This window comes from Amycolatopsis silviterrae, assembly GCF_042684085.1.
Classification (GTDB): Bacteria; Actinomycetota; Actinomycetes; order Mycobacteriales; family Pseudonocardiaceae; genus Amycolatopsis; species Amycolatopsis silviterrae.
Window position 1 is genome coordinate 110,085 of the sequence record NZ_JBHUKS010000038.1, and the last position, 16,217, is coordinate 126,301.

Genomic DNA, 16,217 nt, shown 5'->3' on the forward strand with positions numbered 1-16,217 from the left:
GACATGACGGGTAGCGCGAACTCCGACGAGGACAGCTGGTTTCGCCGCTTCCACACGTCGCCCGAGGCGAAGGCAAGGCTGGTGTGCCTGCCGCACGCCGGAGGTTCGGCCCCGTTCTACTTCCCGGTTTCGCGGGCGCTGACGCCGGACATCGAGGTGCTGGCGGTGCAGTACCCGGGCCGTCAGGACCGGCGGCACGAGCCGTTCCTCACCACCATCGACGCGCTGGCCGACCGGATCGCCGGCCTGCTGCGCGGCCGCGACGACCTGCCGCTGGCGCTGTTCGGCCACAGCATGGGCGCGATGATCGCCTTCGAGGTGACCCGGCGGCTGGAGGCCGCGGGCACCGCGGTGGACACGCTCTTCGTGTCCGGCCGCCGCGCGCCGTCGCGGCACCGGGACGAGAACGTGCACACCCGCACCGACGACGGCGTGATCGACGAGCTGCGCCGGTTGAGCGGCACCGAAATGGACCTGCTCGGCGACGACGACGTCGTGCGGATGATCCTTCCCGTGGTGCGCAACGACTATCGCGCCGTGGAGACCTACCGGTACCAGCCGGGCACGCCGCTGACGGCCCCGGTGGTCGCGTTCACCGGCACCGACGACCCGGTCGCCTCGGTCGACGAGGTCCGGTCGTGGGGCGAGCACACTTCGGCGGGCTTCGAGCTGGTCCCGCTCGCCGGCGGGCACTTTTTCCTGACCCGCCACCAGGACGTGATCCTCCGGTATCTGACCGATCGGCTTGTCGACAAGGGGCGTGCGCATGTCTGAGGCATTGGCGGTCGGATTCGACAGCAAACTCGAGGAACTGCGGGAGATCAAGGACGCCGCGCGGCGCGGTCCGGACGAAGCCGCGACCGCCCGGCAGCACGACCGCGGCAAGCTGACCGCGCACGAGCGCATCGAACTGCTCCTCGACCCGGGCTCGTTCACCGAGATCGAGTCCCTGCGCCGGCACCGGGCGACCGCCTTCGGCCTCGAACACCGGAAGCCGTATTCGGACGGCGTGGTGTGCGGCTGGGGGACGGTGTACGGGCGCACGGTTTTCGTGTATGCGCACGATTTCCGCATTTTCGGCGGGGCGCTTGGCGAGGCGCACGCGCAGAAAATCCACAAGGTGATGGATCTTGCCGCTTCGGCGGGTGCGCCGCTGGTGTCGCTGAACGACGGTGCTGGCGCGCGGATTCAGGAGGGCGTGACGGCGCTCGCCGGGTACGGCGGCATTTTCCAGCGCAACACCCGGTCTTCGGGGGTGATCCCGCAGATTTCGGTGATGCTCGGCCCGTGTGCGGGCGGTGCGGCATATTCGCCCGCGTTGACGGATTTCGTGTTCATGGTGCGCGAAACCTCGCAGATGTTCATCACCGGCCCCGACGTGGTGCACGCGGTGACTGGCGAGGAGATCACCCAGAACGGCCTCGGCGGCGCGGACGTGCATGCCTCGACGTCGGGTGTCGCCGCGTTCGTTTATGACGACGAACCCAGCTGTCTGGAGGATGTGCGGTATCTGATTTCGTTGTTGCCGTCCAACAACAACGAGGTGCCGCCGGTGGAGCCGACGGCCGATCCGGCGGACCGCCGCACGGACAAACTGCTTGAGGTGGTGCCGACGGACGCGGCCCGCGCGTACGACATGTGCACCGTGATCGAGGAAATCGTCGACGACGGCGAGTTCCTCCAGGTGCACGCTGGCTGGGCGACGAACGTGGTGTGCGCCCTCGCGCGGCTGGACGGGCACGTGGTCGGGATCGTGGCGAACCAGCCGGCGACCCTCGCCGGGGTGCTGGACATCGAGGCTAGCGAGAAGGCCGCGCGGTTCGTGCAGACGTGCGACGCGTTCAATATTCCGTTGGTGACCTTGGTGGACGTGCCGGGCTTCCTGCCCGGGGTGGACCAGGAACACGGCGGCATCATCCGGCACGGTGCGAAGCTGTTGTATTCCTACTGCAACGCCACGGTGCCGCGGGTGCAGGTGATCCTGCGGAAGGCTTACGGCGGCGCGTATATCGTGATGGACTCGCGGTCGATCGGCGCGGACGTTTCGCTGGCGTGGCCGACGAACGAGATCGCGGTGATGGGTGCCGAGGGCGCGGCGAACGTGATCTTCCGTCGCGAGATCAACGCAGCTGACGACCCGGAGGCGGTGCGGCGGTTGAAGATCAAGGAGTACAAGACCGAGCTGATGCACCCGTACTACGCGGCCGAACGCGGGCTGGTCGACGACGTGATCGAGCCCGGCCGGACGCGGGAGATGCTGATCCGGTCGCTGGCGATGTTGCGGGCCAAGCACGCCGACGTTCCGGCGCGCAAGCACGGGAATCCGCCGATGTGATGGCGGTTCGGGCTTCGGAGCGGACGGGTACGGCGATGGGGGCGGCTGGGGCGCTGGCGGGTCTGGAGGGTCTGGAGGGTCTGGAGTCGGGCGGTGCTGGGGCCGGGACGACGGACGGCTTGAGTGCGGGTGGGCCGGGTGGTCTGGGGACTTCTTCGCCTGACGCCGCCGAGCCGGAGCCTGCCGGGGAATGGCGTGCTGGGGTAGCGGGCGGAGAGTTGGCCAGTGCAGGGCTGCTTGTGCCGGGAGAAGCGGCTGTAGCGCCGGGTGCGGCTGGGGCGTGTCTTTCTGGGATGCGGGGAGGAGTGGCGGGCGTGCCGGTTGGTTCGGATACGGCCAGCGCAGGGCTGCTTGCGCTGGAAGAAACGGCTGGGGTGCCGGGCGGTTCGGGCGCGGATGGTGTGCTTCTTCTTGCAGAGCAGGGTGAAGCGGCTGAGGCACTGCGTGGTTCGGATGCGGATGGTACGAAACTTCCTGTGACGCAGGGAAAGCCGACTGAGGAAACCCTCGCTGAAGGGCACCGTGATACGGCGGTAGTGCCCGCAGTGCGTGTGGTGCGGGGGAATCCGGACGACGTTGAGGTGGCTGCGTTGCTGGTGGCGTTGGCCGCGGTTGGCCAGGGGACCGGTAATGGGCGTGGAGAAATTGCGGTGCCGTCACCTCGGCAACCGTCGACAAGGTTTGTTCCGGCGACGAGCTGGCGGGCTCGGTAAGCCAGCCCGCGGGTGACGTGAAGGGGTGGGGCCCGCATCGGCGCAGGGCGATGCGGGCTTTCCGTAGCAGGGTCCTTCCGGCTTGTGCGGCAGCGCGGAATGCTGGTCTTCGTGGCCGTCGGCTCGGCTGGGGTGCCGGTCTCGGCATAGGGGCGGGGCGCGGGATGGGAAAACCGTTGCGCCACAGCAGAACAACTACATCGTCCACAACGGACGAAACGGGGATAGGTCCAATAGCCATACCTCAAAGCTACCGCCGTCGATCGAACATCTGCACGGTATCGATCCGGTGAATCAGGCGTGCACGGCGGTGCTGTCCAGATAGGTCAGGACCGCGCGGATGCGGCGGTTCTGGTCGCGGCTTGCGTCCAGGCCGAGTTTCGCGAAGATGTTGCTGATGTGGTTTTCCACCGCTCCCTGAGTCACCACCAGGGCCTTGGCGATGGCCGTGTTGGACAGGCCTTGTGCCATTTGCGCCAGTACCTCGGTCTCCCGGGCCGTCAAGGCTTCCAACGGGTCTCGGCTGCGGGAAAGCATCTGAGCGACTACGTCCGGGTCGATTGCCGAGCCTCCGCCGGCTACGCGGCGGACTGCTTCCAGGAAGTCCGCGACGTCGGCGACTCGTTCCTTCAGCAGGTAGCCGACGCCGGACGTGCCTTCCGCGATCAGGTCTACCGCGTAGCTTCCTTCGACATACTGCGACACCACCAGTACCGGCAGGCCGGGGATTTCCTTGCGGGCGGCCAATGCCGCGCGCAGGCCCTCGTCGGTGAAGGTCGGGGGCATCCGGACGTCGGCGATGACCAGGTCGGGGCGGTGGTCCCGGATGGCGACCAGCAGGTCGTCGCCGTTGTCCACCGCGGCGGCGGTTTCGATGCCGACGTCCGCGAGCAGGCTTTGCACCCCGGCGCGCAGCAGTACCGAGTCTTCCGCGATCACGACGCGCATTTCTCTTGCCTCCACAACATTATTCACCAGCGGACGGGCAGATCGGCCCGCACGACGGTGGGGCCGCCGGCGGGGCTGACGACGGTGAGCACGCCGTCGATCGTGGCGGCTCGGTCGGCCAGGCCGGCCAGGCCGCCGCCGGGGCGCATCGAGGCGCCGCCATGGCCGGTGTCGGTGATTTCGACGACGACGGTGTCGTCGTCGCGGGTCACTCGCACGGACGCGCGGTCGGCTCCGGAATGTTTGGTCACGTTGGTGAGCGTTTCGCTCACGATGAAGTAGGTCGTCGTCTCGACGGGTGCGGGCGGACGGGGTTCTACGGTAACCTCGACTTCAACAGGGATAGGCATTCTTGCGGTGAGAGAAGACAACGCGGCGTCCAGGCCGCGGTCCTGCAGCACCGGCGGGTAGATCCCGCGGGCCAGGTCGCGCAGCTCCGAAACAGCGAGTTTGGCGTCGGCGTGCGCGGCTCCGATGAGTTCGCGGACGGCGGTCGGGTCTTCGAGGTCGAGTTTGAGCTGGGCGCGGCCCAGGCTCATCGCGACGGACACCAGCCGCTGCTGGGCTCCGTCGTGCAGGTCGCGTTCGATCCGGCGGCGTTCGGCTTCCACCGCGTCGACTCCGCGTGCTCGCGAGTTCCGCAGCTGCTGCGTGCGCGCTTCCAGTTGCGCGGTGCGGTTCGGGCCGAGGAACGACGTCGCCAGTTCGCCGTGCATCGCCCCGATGCGCGGGGCCACGAAAATACCGAAAGGAGGTACCGCGGTGGACACGACGCCCGCCACGAATTCCACGATGCCCAGCGGAAAAGCGATGAGCACGAAGGCGAACTCGCGCCAGGTGGCGGCGTCGAGCAGCCGGGCCTGCCACACCGCGAGCATGCCCGGTCCGGCCGGTCGCCTGCGCACGGGTTCGGCGATGGTGACGGTGAGCATCTGGCGGGCCCAGCGTCGTTCGAAGGCGCAGTACGAGCGCATCAGCGAGGTCGCGACCAGCAGGACGGGAATGCCGATCCACAGCATCGTCGTGGCGACGCCGACCAGCATGGTCACCAGGATCAGCACGAACGCGGCGAGCCGGATCGGGAGGCTCAGCACGAGAAACCCGATCGTGCGCATGGTCGGCGGCCGCGTCACGGGCATAGCGCGATCCGTTCCAGTTCCGGCACGAGGTCGTCGAGCGTGGGCGTCGCCAGCATCTCGTCGCGCACCTCGAGCGCACACTCCCGGAAGGACGGTTCTTCCAGCAGCCGGCACACCCCGTCGCGGACACTCGCGGGCGTCACGTCCTCGAGGTCCACCAGCAAGCCGTTGCCGCGCTTCACCTGAGCCACCGCGGAGCCGCGTTCGCTCCACGTGGTGCCCGGGATGACCAGCTGCGGGACGCCGTTCACCACCGCGTTGCTGATCGTCGCGCCGCCGCCCTGGTGCACGATCGCCGAGCACGAGGCGAGGAGTTCGTTCATCGGCACGAAATCGACCGCGCGGACGTTGTCCGGGATCGCGCGCACGGAGGCGAGCTGGCTCGCGTTGAGCGTGGCGATCACTTCGATGTCCAGGTCGGCGAGCCCGTCCAGCAGGTCTCCGACGGAGGTTTCCTCGACGCCGAGGACCTGCCGGTTGGAGATGCCGAGGGTGAGCATCACCCGCGGCCGCTCCGGGCGCTCCAGCACCCACGAGGGGATCGCCATCGGCTTGTTCTGCGGGACGAACCGGGCCGGGATGTAGTCGACGTCCACGCCGTCGTAGCGCAGGTACGACGGATGGCAGTCGATGGTCCGCACGCCGTAGCGGAGGGCTTCGTCGTAGTCCGCGCCGAACCGGCCGACGGCGGCGGACATCCACGTCACGAACGGGTCCGGCGACGTGTCCTCCGGGCGGCTGGCTCTGAGGTCGCGGTACTGCGCGCCGATGCGGGCGGTCTGGTCGGCGGCGTACATCATCCGCAGGTGCGGCACCCCGATGGCGTGCGCGACGATCGGCGCGGCGTAGATCATCGGGTCCCACACCACGAGGTCCGGCTGCCATTGCCGGGCGAAGCGGACGAGTTCGTCGAGCAGCGGGTCCGGGGTGGTCCAGCGGAACACGTCGACCCAGTGCTCGTAGACGTTGCGCACGTACTCGTCGGTGTAGCGCTCGGGACGGCTTTCGGAGATCCGGAAGTCGCCCTGCATCGCGTTGTTGCCGTCGACCTGGAGCTGGCGGTGCCGCGCGATGTCGAGTTCGTCGCCGAACCACATGGCGTCCAGCCCGGTTTCGGCGAACGACGCGACCTCGCGCGGGTTGCGCTGCCCGACGAAGCGGACCTCGTGCCCGGCCGCGGCCAGCGCCCAGCCCACCGGAGCCATGCTGTAAACGTGCGTCCTCGTCGGGAAGACCATCAGCATCACGCGCATCGCGGCAGCTCCGAAGTTCGTAGGCGCGGCAGGACAAGGGAAACGGTAGGGCCGCGCCCGCGCCCCGCCCACCCGGTAGGGGACCCCTGAATCGGGCGCGGCGAACGGGATTTGGCTCGGCTTTAGATGCCCCTTAGGGGCTAGTGGCGCGCGGGCCGCGGCGGATAGACAGGTAACCGGATCCGGCCGCGCCGCGGCGGACCGGGACGAGGGAAACGAACGAGGTGATGAGCATGGCCGTGGCGCCCACCGCGAAAGGCTGGGTCCCGTTCGGCGAGCACCGCACCTGGTACCGGGTCACCGGCGAACCGGGAGGAGCTGCTCCCGCCGTGGTCGTGGTGCACGGCGGGCCGGGCAGCACGCACGACTACCTGCTGAACCTGGCCGGACTCGCCGGCGACGGCTTCCCGGTCGTGCACTACGACCAGCTCGGCAGCGGCGGGTCCACCCGGCTGCCGGACGCCGCGCCGGGGTTCTGGAATCCGGAGCTGTTCGGCGACGAGCTGGACAATCTGGTGCACCGGCTCGGCATAGAGGACAATTACGTCCTCTATGGACAGTCGTGGGGCGGTCTCGTCGTCGCGCGGCACGCCGCCGAACGGCCGGACGGGCTGCGCGGGCTGGTGATCGCCAACTCGCCGGCGTCGTACGAGCTGTGGCGCAGCGAGATGGACCGGCTGCGCGCGCTGCTGCCGCCTGGGGTCGACGAGGGCCTGCGGGCGCACGAAGCCGCCGGCACCACGGACACGCAGGAGTACTTCGACCTCATGCGCGTCTTCTACGACCGGCACGTCTGCCGTGTGCTGCCGTGGCCAGCGGACTATCTCGCCTCGTTCATGGAGATGGCCGACAACAACACCGTCTACTCGGTGATGAACGGGCCCAGCGAGTTCACCGTCACCGGCACGCTCGCGGACTATTCGGTGATCGACCGCCTCGACGACATCGAGGTGCCGACCCTGCTCATTTCCGGCGCGCACGACGAGGCCACCCCGGCCACCGTGCAGCCGTACTACGACCGGATCCACGACGTGCGCTGGGAGATCCTCCCGGACTCGAGCCACGTCCCCCATCTCGAGGAACCGGAACGGTTCCGTGAGGTCCTGCTGGGATTCCTGCAGGAAGTCCATTCCCCCGCCGAAAGAGAGGTCGCCAGTCATGGATGAGGCCAGCCAGGCCGGATCGGCGGTCGTGTTCCCCGGGATGAGCCCGTGCCGGTTCGTCGACTTCGGCAAGTTCCTGCTCATCAACCCGTTCGCCCGCAGGCTCATCAAGGACGCCGACGACCGGCTGGGCTACTCGCTGGTCGACCGGTTCCGCGAGGCCGAGGGCGACTACTCCGAGTACGCCCAGGTCGGGTTCATGCTCACCTGCGTCGCGCTCGCCGAATGGGCCGAACAGGAGTACGGGATGAGCCCGGACTACTGCACCGGCCCGAGTTTCGGCGAGAAGCCGGCCAGCGTGTACGCCGGTTCGCTGACTTTCCCGGACGCGGTGTGGATGACCGCGAAGCTCGCGCAGTGCCTCGACGAGTTCTTCGCGACCGAGCACACCGACGTCGTCACGCACTCGTTCGTCCGCACCCCGGAAGAGAAACTGCGCGACGCGCTGACCGAACTCGACGGGCGCGGCGAGTGGTCGGACATCTCCTGCTACATCGACCACGACTTCTACATGGTCTCGGTGCGGGAGCGGAACCTCGACTGGCTCAAGCAGACCGTGCGGAGCATGGGCGGGCTGTCGCTGTACACGATGCGTCCTCCGCTGCACTCGCGCGCGTTCGGCGCGTTGCGGCGCAAGGCCGAGGACGAGGTGCTCGGCGGCCTCGACTTCCATGATCCCCTCCTTCCGATCGTCGCTGACCAGGACGGTTCGGTGCTGCGGTCCGGCGAGCAGGTCCGGAAGATGCTGCTGGACAGCATCGTCGAGCCGCTGCGCTGGCCGGACGTCGTCTCGTCGCTCGAACAGCTCGGCGTGCGCAAGCTGTGGGTGGCCGGGCCGGACACGCTGTTCGGCCGTGTCCGGGCCACCACCAGCCGGTTCGAGGTGACCACGGTGAACCCGCGGCTCGCGCTGCAGCCGCGGCGGCGCGGCGCGGGTCCCTCGCGGGTCAGCTAGCCGGCTGCAGCTGCGACAGCGTCGCCCAGAGACGTCCGGGGTTCTCGAACGTCTCCAGGTTCAGCGCGTCGTCGGAGAACCGGACGTTGTACTTCTCCTCCAGCACCGCCAGCAGTTCCACGGTGGCGAGCGAGTCGAGGCCGTACTCCTTGAGCGGGGTCTCGGCGGTCAGCGCTTCGTCAGCGGGAAGAAACGGCAGGTACGGGCGGAGGGCTTCGTCGAAAGAGCTGTCCCACATGGCTACTCCGGTGGCTGGGTCGGGCACTTCACCAGGCAGGGAAACCGACCGCCCGGTTCGGTTTTGAACCTTACCCCGCGCCGCCGTTCCTGAGCGACGCGTCGGCACCCCTATTGCTAATCCGGCCAAAAGAAGGCCGACCCCCCACCCGGCACGTAACCGTTGCTACGAAGCCATGAGGCCGTGACTGTGGCCGGGTTAGCAGCGATCAACACAGTAGGCGGAGGACCACGATGGACACGACGACCACCTCGGGACTGCACGCGCGGTTTCTGCGCGGGCTGGCCCGTTCCGAGTCCCGTCCGGCGGTGAGCGTCGGCGGGGAGACCTTCACCTACGGCGAGCTGCACGAGCGGGCGTTGCGGTGGGGCGGGGCGCTGGCGGAGTCCGGCGCCCGCACGGTAGGGGTGCTGGCCGGGAAGGGAGTCACTGCCTACGCCGGGATTCTGGCCGGGCTGTACGCGGGGGCGACGGTGGTCCCGCTGCGGCCGGACTTCCCGGCGGCCCGCACCGCGCAGATGGTCGAGGCCGCGGAGGTGGACGCGATCCTCGCGGACGAACGCGGCCTCACCGTCGCTCCGCCGGTGAAGACGCTGCTGGCTCCGGAGGTCGGCAAGTGGCAACCGACGACAGCGCTCAGCGCGGCCAAGGACGTGCGGCCGGAGGACTCCGCGTACGTGCTCTTCACTTCGGGGTCCACTGGACGGCCGAAGGGAGTCCGGATCGGGCACGGCTCCACTGAGCACTACTTCGGCCTGCTGGACGCGCGGTACGACTTCACCCCGGACGACGTCTTCTCGCAGACGTTCGACCTGAACTTCGACTGTGCGATGTTCGACCTCTTCTGCGCGTGGGGCGCGGGCGCGGAAGCGGTGGTCCTGCCGGGCGCGGCGTACCGGAACGTGCCGGCGTTCGTGGAAGAACGCGGCCTCACCGTGTGGTTCTCCACGCCGAGCGCGATCGACCTGGTGCGCCGCACCGGACGGCTCACCCCGGACGCGATGCCGGGTCTGCGGTGGAGTTTCTTCGCCGGGGAAGCGCTGACCGTCCGCGACACCGCGGATTGGCGGGCGGCGGCGGGCAACGCCGTGACCGAGAACCTTTACGGCCCGACGGAGCTGACCATCACGGTCGCTGGCTATCGGTGGGACGACGAGGAAACGCCGCGTGTGGCGGTGAACGGCGTGGTGCCGATCGGCGCGGTGCACGAGGGGCACGAGTACCTGCTGCTCGACGAGAACGAGGCGGGGGAGGGCGAACTCGCCATTGCCGGACCGCAGCTGACGCCGGGGTACCTCGACCCGGCCGACGAGAAGGGCCGGTTCCTCGACCGCGACGGACAGCGGTTCTACCGGACCGGCGACCGCGTGCGGCGGCTCGGCGGCGACGATCTGGCGTACCTCGGGCGGTTGGATTCGCAGGTGCAGGTGCTCGGCTGGCGCGTGGAGCTGACCGAGGTGGAGCACGCGTTGCGAGACTGTGGCGTGGACGCGGTGGCGCTGGGCGTCCAGGGCGAGAGCGGGACCGAGCTGTTCGTCTTCTACACCGGGCCGCAGCGGCCGGTGATCGAAATGGTGCGGGCGCTGCGCGCGGTGCTGCCCGAGGGCGTGATCCCGCGCCGGTACGAACACGTCGAGGAGTTCCCGCTGAATTCCAACCGGAAGATCGACCGGAAGACGCTCGGTGCGCGGGCCGCGGAGATCCTCAGCCCGGTGCCCGCCTGACCCGCAGACTGCCAGCTAGGGGCCGTTAGGGGTGTGGATCACGGCCTGCGCGCGGATAACTTTCCGGACGTCGGGGAGCTATCCCGCGCAGGCACGGTGATTCTACAAATCCTTTCGGGAGTGGCAGTCGTGAACGAATCCGGTTCTCTCGTCCATGCCCTGCTCGACGCGGCGGTGGCCGGTGCGCCGGACGCCGCCGCGGTGCGCGACCGGGCGGGGGTGTGGACGTATGCCGAGCTGGCCGCTTGGAGCCACGCGGTGGAGGCAGTCCTCGCGCGGCGCGGAGTGGGGCGCGGCGATCGCGTGGTGGTGCAGTTGCCGACGGACCGGGCGCTGGTCGCGCTCTTCCACGGCGCCTCGCGCCGGGGCGCGGTGTTCGTGCCGATCAACCCGGCGATGAAGCAGTTCCACTTCGACTCGGTCGTCGCGAACGCCGAACCGGTGCTGATCCTGCAGCCGGAAGAGTTCGCTCCACTGTGGACGGAAGTCGAGGAAGCTTATCGCGACGGAACGCGCGTCGAACCGACTGAGGTCGATCTCGACGACGTCGCGGTGCTCGTTTACACCTCCGGCAGCACGGCCGCGCCCAAGGGCGTTATCGGGCCGCACCGGCAGGTCACGTTCGCGGCCGGCGCGATCCAGGCGGTGCTCGGCTACCGCCAGGACGACGTCGTGTTTTGCCGGTTCCCGATGTCTTGGGACTACGGCCTGTACAAAGTCCTTCTTTCGACGCTCGGCCGCAGCGAGATCGTGCTCGCCGACGCCGAGTCCGATCTTCGTCTGCTGCAACGGATGCGCGAGGTCGGCGCGACGGTCGTCCCGATTGTGCCGTCGCTCGCGACGATGATCGCCACGCTGGCCGAGCGCGATCGCGGCGAGGCGGCTCCGGTGCGGCTGTTCACCAACACCGGTGCGGCGCTGCCGGATTCGACCATCGCCAAGCTCCGCGACGCCTTCCCCGGCGTGCGCGTCGTCCGCCAGTTCGGCCAGACCGAGTGCAAGCGGATCACCGTCATGCCGCCCGAGGAAGACACCGAACGCCCCGGTTCGTCCGGCCTTCCGCTGCCCGGCACGACCGTGCACATCCTCGCCGCCGACGGAACTCCGTTGCCCGCGGGCGAAATCGGCGAGATCGTGGCCGCCGGTCCGCACGTGATGCCCGGCTACTGGCGGGCTCCGGAGCTGTCCGCGCGTGCGTTCCGTCGCGACGAGGCCACCGGCGAACTGCGGCTGCACACCGGCGACTACGGCCGGCTCGACGAGGACGGCTACCTCTACTTCGAGGGCCGCCGCGACGACATGTTCAAGCGCAAGGGAATCCGGATGTCCACTTTGGAGATCGAAGCGGCCGCGATGGACATCCCCGGCGTGCGCGCGGCGGGCGCGATCCCGCCGAGCGAGACGCGCGACCTGGCGATCTGCGTGGAAAGCGACCTGCCGCCGACCACGGTGCTCAAGGAATTGGCGCAGCGGCTCGAACCGCAGAAAGTGCCCGCGCTGTGCCACGTCGTGGACGAGTTCCCGCTCACCGCGCACGGCAAGAACGCGACGAAGGAACTGGCCCTGCTGGTGGAAGGTGCCCGCAAATGAGCAAGTACGACGAGCTGGCCGCACGGTTCGGCACGCCGGCTTACGTGTACGACCTGGACGTGACCGCGCGGTCGCGCGATCAGCTGTTCGGCCTGCTGCCCGAGGGGTTCGCGGTCTACTACGCGCTGAAGGCCAACCCGCATCCGGAGATCGCCCGCGAACTCCGCGCGGGCGGGTGCCGGGCGGAGATCAGCTCGACCGGCGAGCTGGCCAACGCGCTGACCGCCGGGTTCGCCCCGGAGGACATCCTCTACACCGGCCCGGGCAAGACGGACGGCGAGCTGGACGCGGCGATCACCGCGGGCGTCCGGCTGTTCTCCGTGGAATCGCTCACTGACCTGCAGCACGTCGGTGCGGCGGCGGAACGGCAGGACACGGTCGCCCGGTGCCTGCTGCGGGTGAACACCACGCAGGGCAGCGCGTCGACCGGGATCCGGATGATGGGCCGTCCGTCGCAGTTCGGGGTCGACGCCGAGACGCTGCCCGAGCTGATGCCGCTGTTCAAGGCGGTCCGCGGAGCCAAGATCGTCGGTGCGCACTTCTTCACCATGAGCAACGCACAGGACGAGGACGCGCTGCTCGGCGAGTACGAGTTCGTGTTGCAGTCGGCCGCGCAGCTGCGGCAGGAAACCGGGCTGCCGCTGGAGCTGCTCGACATCGGCGGCGGGTTCTCTTCGCCGTACGCGGTTCCGGGCGAGCGCACCGACTATCCGAAGCTGCGCAACGGGTTGGAGCAGCTGCTTGATCTCTACCTGCCGGAATGGCGCAGCGGTGAGGTCGAGCTGGCTTGCGAGTCCGGCCGCTACCTCTCCGGTACCTGCGGGACGCTGCTGGCCGGTGTCGTGAACGTGAAGGAGAGCCGGGGCCACCGGTTCGTCATTCTCGACGCTGGGATCAACGTGGTCGGCGGGCTTTCCGGGATCGGCCGTCTGCTGCCCGCCGCGGTGGGTGTCGAGCAGATCGGCGACAACCCGGGCCAGCTGGTCGGTCCACTGTGTACTCCCGGCGACTCGCTCTCGAAGGCCGCGAAGCTGCCTGAGCTGGCTGCTGGCGACCTGCTGACCGTGCCGAACGTGGGCGCGTACGGCGTCACCGCCAGTCTGATCAGCTTCCTCGGCCGTCCCGCGCCGACTGAAGTGGTGGTCCGCGGCGACGAGGTCATTTCGGTGTCGCGATTGGACTACCAGCGAGCCTATGAGGTGTCGCCATGAGCGAGGAAGTCCGCGCGTACGGCGGCAGCATCATCGAAGAGCCCGGCGGGCGCACGGTGATCGTGAGCAGCATGGCGTCGGACTCGCACACCTGGAACCTGGTCTACCTCGAACTGCTGGTGGGGGAACTCGGCTTCGACGTCATGAACCTCGGCGCGTGCGTGCCGGACGAGCTGCTGGAGTCCGAATGCGTCAGCCGCCGTCCGGCGATGCTGGTGCTGAGCAGCGTCAACGGGCACGGCTACCAGGACGGGCTCCGGGTCGTGCAGCGGCTGCGGGCGCTGCCGGAGCTGCGCCGGCTGCCGATCGTGATCGGCGGGAAGCTCGGCACCGGCGGTCCGCTGTCTGACGAGCAGACCGCGGAACTGCTGTTCGCCGGGTTCGACGGGGTGTTCGACGAGCAGAACGCCGCCGCGTTCCGGCACTTCGCGGCCACCCTGCCGGGCGGGGTATCCCAGTTGGAGGGAGCGTGAGCTTCGAGCGGTTCGTAGCGCAGCGGCACGCGGCCGGGGAACTGGTCGTGCAGCCGCGCATGGGCTTCGACCAGCCGGCCGCGATGCGCGCCGGGCTTTTCGCGACGAAGTACGCGAACGCGACGACCGTCGGCACGCTCACGCTCGACAGCTACACCCGCGTCCGCGACACCGATTCCGCGGAACACGCGCTGCGCAACGGCATTCCGCTCAACGGCTACCCGATCGTCAACCATCCGCCCGAGGTGACGAGGGCGATGCTCGACGGTCTCGAAGGCCCGGACTTCCCGGTGCAGGTCCGGCACGGTTCGGCGCGGCCGGCGGACATCTTCCGCGCGATGATCGCCGCCGGTCTGCACGCCACCGAAGGCGGCCCGATTTCGTACTGCCTGCCTTACAGCCGCACGCCGCTCGACGAAGCCGTGCGGAACTGGGCGTATTGCTGCGATCTGCTGGTCGCCGCTGAACATCCGGGCGGGCGTCCGCATCTGGAGACGTTCGGCGGCTGCATGCTCGGACAGCTGTGTCCGCCGAGCGAGCTGGTCGCGATCAGCGTGCTGGAGGCGTTGTTCTTCTACCGCAAGGGCTTGCGCAGCATCTCGGTGAGCTATGCGCAGCAGACGAACCTTCAGCAGGACCGGGAAGCCGTTGCCGCGCTTCGCCGGTTGTGCGCCGAATTCTTGCCGGAAGCGACCTGGCACGTGGTGATCTACGCCTACATGGGACTCTTCCCGCGCACGCCCGACGGCGCGATGTTGTTGCTGGGCAAGGCCGCTGAACTGGCGATGAGCACCGGTTCGGAGCGGCTGATCGTGAAGACCGCCGCCGAGGCGCACCGCATCCCGACCGTCGCGGAGAACGTGACCGCGCTCGAACACGCGGCAGCGTCTGCGAAGGGCATCAAGGCCATTGTGGATGAGGACAACCAGGTCTACCGCGAGGCTTACGCACTGGTCGACGCGGTCCTCAACAGCCACGGCGATCTCGACCGGGCGCTCGTGGTCGCCTTCAAACGCGGTCTGCTCGACGTGCCGTACTGCCTGCATCCGGACAACGCCGGACAGGCGCGCAGCACGCTCGACGCGGACGGCCGGCTCGGCTGGTCCGAGCTGGGTTCGCTGCCGTTGCGCGGGATCGCCGAGCGCGCGCCGAGCGGCCGGATCACCTCGTCGACGCTGATGTCGGCGCTTTCCTACGTCCAGCACACCCATGACACCCAGGCATTGGAGCAGCCGATGACCGCGATCGGAGGGGAACCGCGATGAGCACTCGCCGGACTGTCCGGGCGTATCCGTTCGACATGCACGAGACGTCCGTTTCCGAGACCTACCACCAGTTGCAGCGCGACGAGCCGATGAGCCGGGTGCAGCTGCCGTTCGGCGAGCAGGCTTGGCTGGCGACGAAGTACGCCGACGTCAAGCTGGTGACCGCCGACCCGCGGTTCAGCCGGGAGCTGGCCCAAGGGCTCGACCAGCCGAGGATGCGCCGCCAGCAGATGGGCGACGGCATCATGGGCATGGACCCGCCGGACCACACCCGGCTGCGCCGCCTGGTGATGAAGGCGTTCACCGCGCGGCGGCTGGAGGCAATGCGCGAGAGCGTCCGCACCCTGACGCACGAGCTGATCGACGCGATGATCGAGAACGGCGCGCCCGGCGACGTCGTGGAGGACCTCGCGCGGCCGCTGCCGGTGACGGTGATCTGCAACCTGCTCGGCGTGCCCAAGGAGGACCACTCGATCTTCCGCGAGTGGACTCAGGCGCTGGTCAGCGACGCCACGGCGAAGGGCGACGTGCTCGACGTCTACGGCGACCAGCTGGACAACTACGTGGCACAGCTGGTCGCGCAACGCCGTGAGGACCCGACTGACGACCTCCTCGGCGCGCTCGTCTACGCCCGCGACGCCGGTGACAAGCTCAGCGAGAACGAGCTGATCTCCATCGCGGGCGCGGGCCTGCTGACCGGTGGCGTGGAGACGGTTTCCTCGGCGCTGCCGAGCTTCATGTTCACCCTGCTGACGCAGCCGGAGTTGCTCGCGCAGCTGCGGGCGCAGCCGGAGATCCTGCCGACCGCGGTGGAGGAGCTGCTGCGGTGGGTGCCGATCAACACCGCGGCGATGTTCGCCCGGTATGCCCGCGAGGACATCCGGATCGGCGACGTCGTGGTGCGGGCGGGCGATCCGGTGCTGCCCGCGCTGCACGCGGCCAACCGGGACCCGGAGGTGTTCGCGAATCCGGACGTCATCGACCTGACCCGCAGCCCGAACCCGCACGTCGCGTTCGGGCACGGCCCGCACCACTGCATCGGGGCGCAGCTGGCCCGGCTGGAATTGCAGGAGGCGCTGAAAGCGATTCTGGAGCGGTTTCCGGAATTGCGGCTCGCGGACGGGCGCGACGGCGTGAAATGGGAGTACGGGGTGATCGTGCGCGGCCCGTCGCTGCTGCGCGTCGCCTGGTGACTTCCCTCCCCTAACGA

General features: G+C 68.9%; 15 protein-coding genes. 11 read left to right on the forward strand and 4 right to left on the reverse strand.

Going from position 1 to position 16,217, the window contains the following annotated elements; translation table 11 throughout:
- The first annotated feature begins 3 nt into the window (after positions 1-3).
- The 3 genes from ACFSVL_RS44190 to ACFSVL_RS44200 all read left to right on the forward strand — a co-directional run bounded on the left by ACFSVL_RS44190 (position 4) and on the right by ACFSVL_RS44200 (position 3,048).
- Positions 4-774 (forward strand): thioesterase II family protein, encoded by a 771-nt coding sequence (locus tag ACFSVL_RS44190; RefSeq protein WP_378313778.1) that lies wholly within the window; start codon positions 4-6, stop codon positions 772-774.
- Positions 767-2,335 (forward strand): acyl-CoA carboxylase subunit beta, encoded by a 1,569-nt coding sequence (locus ACFSVL_RS44195; protein ID WP_378313780.1) that lies wholly within the window; start codon positions 767-769, stop codon positions 2,333-2,335. The genes ACFSVL_RS44190 and ACFSVL_RS44195 overlap by 8 nt, the downstream gene beginning before the upstream one ends.
- A 293-nt stretch (positions 2,336-2,628) precedes the next feature.
- Positions 2,629-3,048 (forward strand): acyl-CoA carboxylase epsilon subunit, encoded by a 420-nt coding sequence (locus ACFSVL_RS44200; RefSeq protein WP_378313782.1) that lies wholly within the window; start codon positions 2,629-2,631, stop codon positions 3,046-3,048.
- A gap of 294 nt (positions 3,049-3,342) precedes the next feature.
- Here ACFSVL_RS44200 and ACFSVL_RS44205 read toward each other — a convergent pair whose 3' ends face one another.
- The 3 genes from ACFSVL_RS44205 to ACFSVL_RS44215 are packed head-to-tail and all read right to left on the reverse strand — an operon-like array spanning position 3,343 to position 6,388.
- Positions 3,343-3,996 (reverse strand): response regulator transcription factor, encoded by a 654-nt coding sequence (locus tag ACFSVL_RS44205; protein WP_378313784.1) that lies wholly within the window; start codon positions 3,994-3,996, stop codon positions 3,343-3,345.
- A 23-nt stretch (positions 3,997-4,019) separates the two neighbouring features.
- A complete protein-coding gene (locus tag ACFSVL_RS44210; RefSeq protein ID WP_378313786.1) occupies positions 4,020-5,135 on the reverse strand; it encodes a sensor histidine kinase in 1,116 nt (371 codons plus the stop codon).
- A complete protein-coding gene (locus ACFSVL_RS44215) occupies positions 5,126-6,388 on the reverse strand; it encodes a nucleotide disphospho-sugar-binding domain-containing protein (RefSeq protein ID WP_378313787.1) in 1,263 nt (420 codons plus the stop codon). The genes ACFSVL_RS44210 and ACFSVL_RS44215 overlap by 10 nt, the downstream gene beginning before the upstream one ends.
- Before the next feature lie 233 nt (positions 6,389-6,621).
- On the opposite strand from ACFSVL_RS44215, the gene ACFSVL_RS44220 reads away from it, so the two are divergent.
- Both ACFSVL_RS44220 and ACFSVL_RS44225 read left to right on the forward strand, forming a co-directional pair.
- The gene (locus tag ACFSVL_RS44220) at positions 6,622-7,554 is read left to right on the forward strand and encodes a proline iminopeptidase-family hydrolase (RefSeq protein WP_378313789.1); all 933 of its coding nucleotides are present in this window, start codon (positions 6,622-6,624) and stop codon (positions 7,552-7,554) included.
- A complete protein-coding gene (locus ACFSVL_RS44225; RefSeq protein ID WP_378313790.1) occupies positions 7,547-8,506 on the forward strand; it encodes an ACP S-malonyltransferase in 960 nt (319 codons plus the stop codon). Before ACFSVL_RS44220 ends, ACFSVL_RS44225 begins: the two co-directional genes overlap by 8 nt.
- On the opposite strand, the gene ACFSVL_RS44230 is transcribed toward ACFSVL_RS44225, so the two are convergent.
- The gene (locus tag ACFSVL_RS44230) at positions 8,499-8,744 is read right to left on the reverse strand and encodes a phosphopantetheine-binding protein (protein ID WP_101438236.1); all 246 of its coding nucleotides are present in this window, start codon (positions 8,742-8,744) and stop codon (positions 8,499-8,501) included. The two genes, ACFSVL_RS44225 and ACFSVL_RS44230, sit on opposite strands and share 8 nt — an antisense overlap.
- A 233-nt stretch (positions 8,745-8,977) precedes the next feature.
- On the opposite strand from ACFSVL_RS44230, the gene ACFSVL_RS44235 reads away from it, so the two are divergent.
- The 6 genes from ACFSVL_RS44235 (at position 8,978) to ACFSVL_RS44260 (ending at position 16,200) form a co-directional block, all read left to right on the forward strand.
- Complete coding sequence (locus ACFSVL_RS44235) at positions 8,978-10,468, forward strand: AMP-binding protein (RefSeq protein WP_378313793.1); 1,491 nt, start codon at positions 8,978-8,980, stop codon at positions 10,466-10,468.
- Positions 10,469-10,588: 120 nt separating this feature from the next.
- Positions 10,589-12,058: an AMP-binding protein gene (locus tag ACFSVL_RS44240; RefSeq protein ID WP_378313795.1), complete on the forward strand. Its 1,470-nt coding sequence runs from the start codon at positions 10,589-10,591 to the stop codon at positions 12,056-12,058.
- Positions 12,055-13,269 carry a type III PLP-dependent enzyme gene (locus ACFSVL_RS44245; protein WP_378313796.1) on the forward strand — a complete coding sequence of 405 codons (1,215 nt, stop codon included), beginning with the start codon at positions 12,055-12,057 and terminating at the stop codon, positions 13,267-13,269. The genes ACFSVL_RS44240 and ACFSVL_RS44245 overlap by 4 nt, the downstream gene beginning before the upstream one ends.
- Entirely contained in the window at positions 13,266-13,742 is a 477-nt protein-coding gene (locus ACFSVL_RS44250; RefSeq protein ID WP_378313798.1) for a cobalamin B12-binding domain-containing protein, read from the forward strand. Before ACFSVL_RS44245 ends, ACFSVL_RS44250 begins: the two co-directional genes overlap by 4 nt.
- Positions 13,739-15,007: a methylaspartate mutase gene (locus tag ACFSVL_RS44255; protein ID WP_378313799.1), complete on the forward strand. Its 1,269-nt coding sequence runs from the start codon at positions 13,739-13,741 to the stop codon at positions 15,005-15,007. Before ACFSVL_RS44250 ends, ACFSVL_RS44255 begins: the two co-directional genes overlap by 4 nt.
- Entirely contained in the window at positions 15,004-16,200 is a 1,197-nt protein-coding gene (locus ACFSVL_RS44260) for a cytochrome P450 (protein WP_378313801.1), read from the forward strand. The genes ACFSVL_RS44255 and ACFSVL_RS44260 overlap by 4 nt, the downstream gene beginning before the upstream one ends.
- The last annotated feature ends 17 nt before the right edge of the window (positions 16,201-16,217 follow it).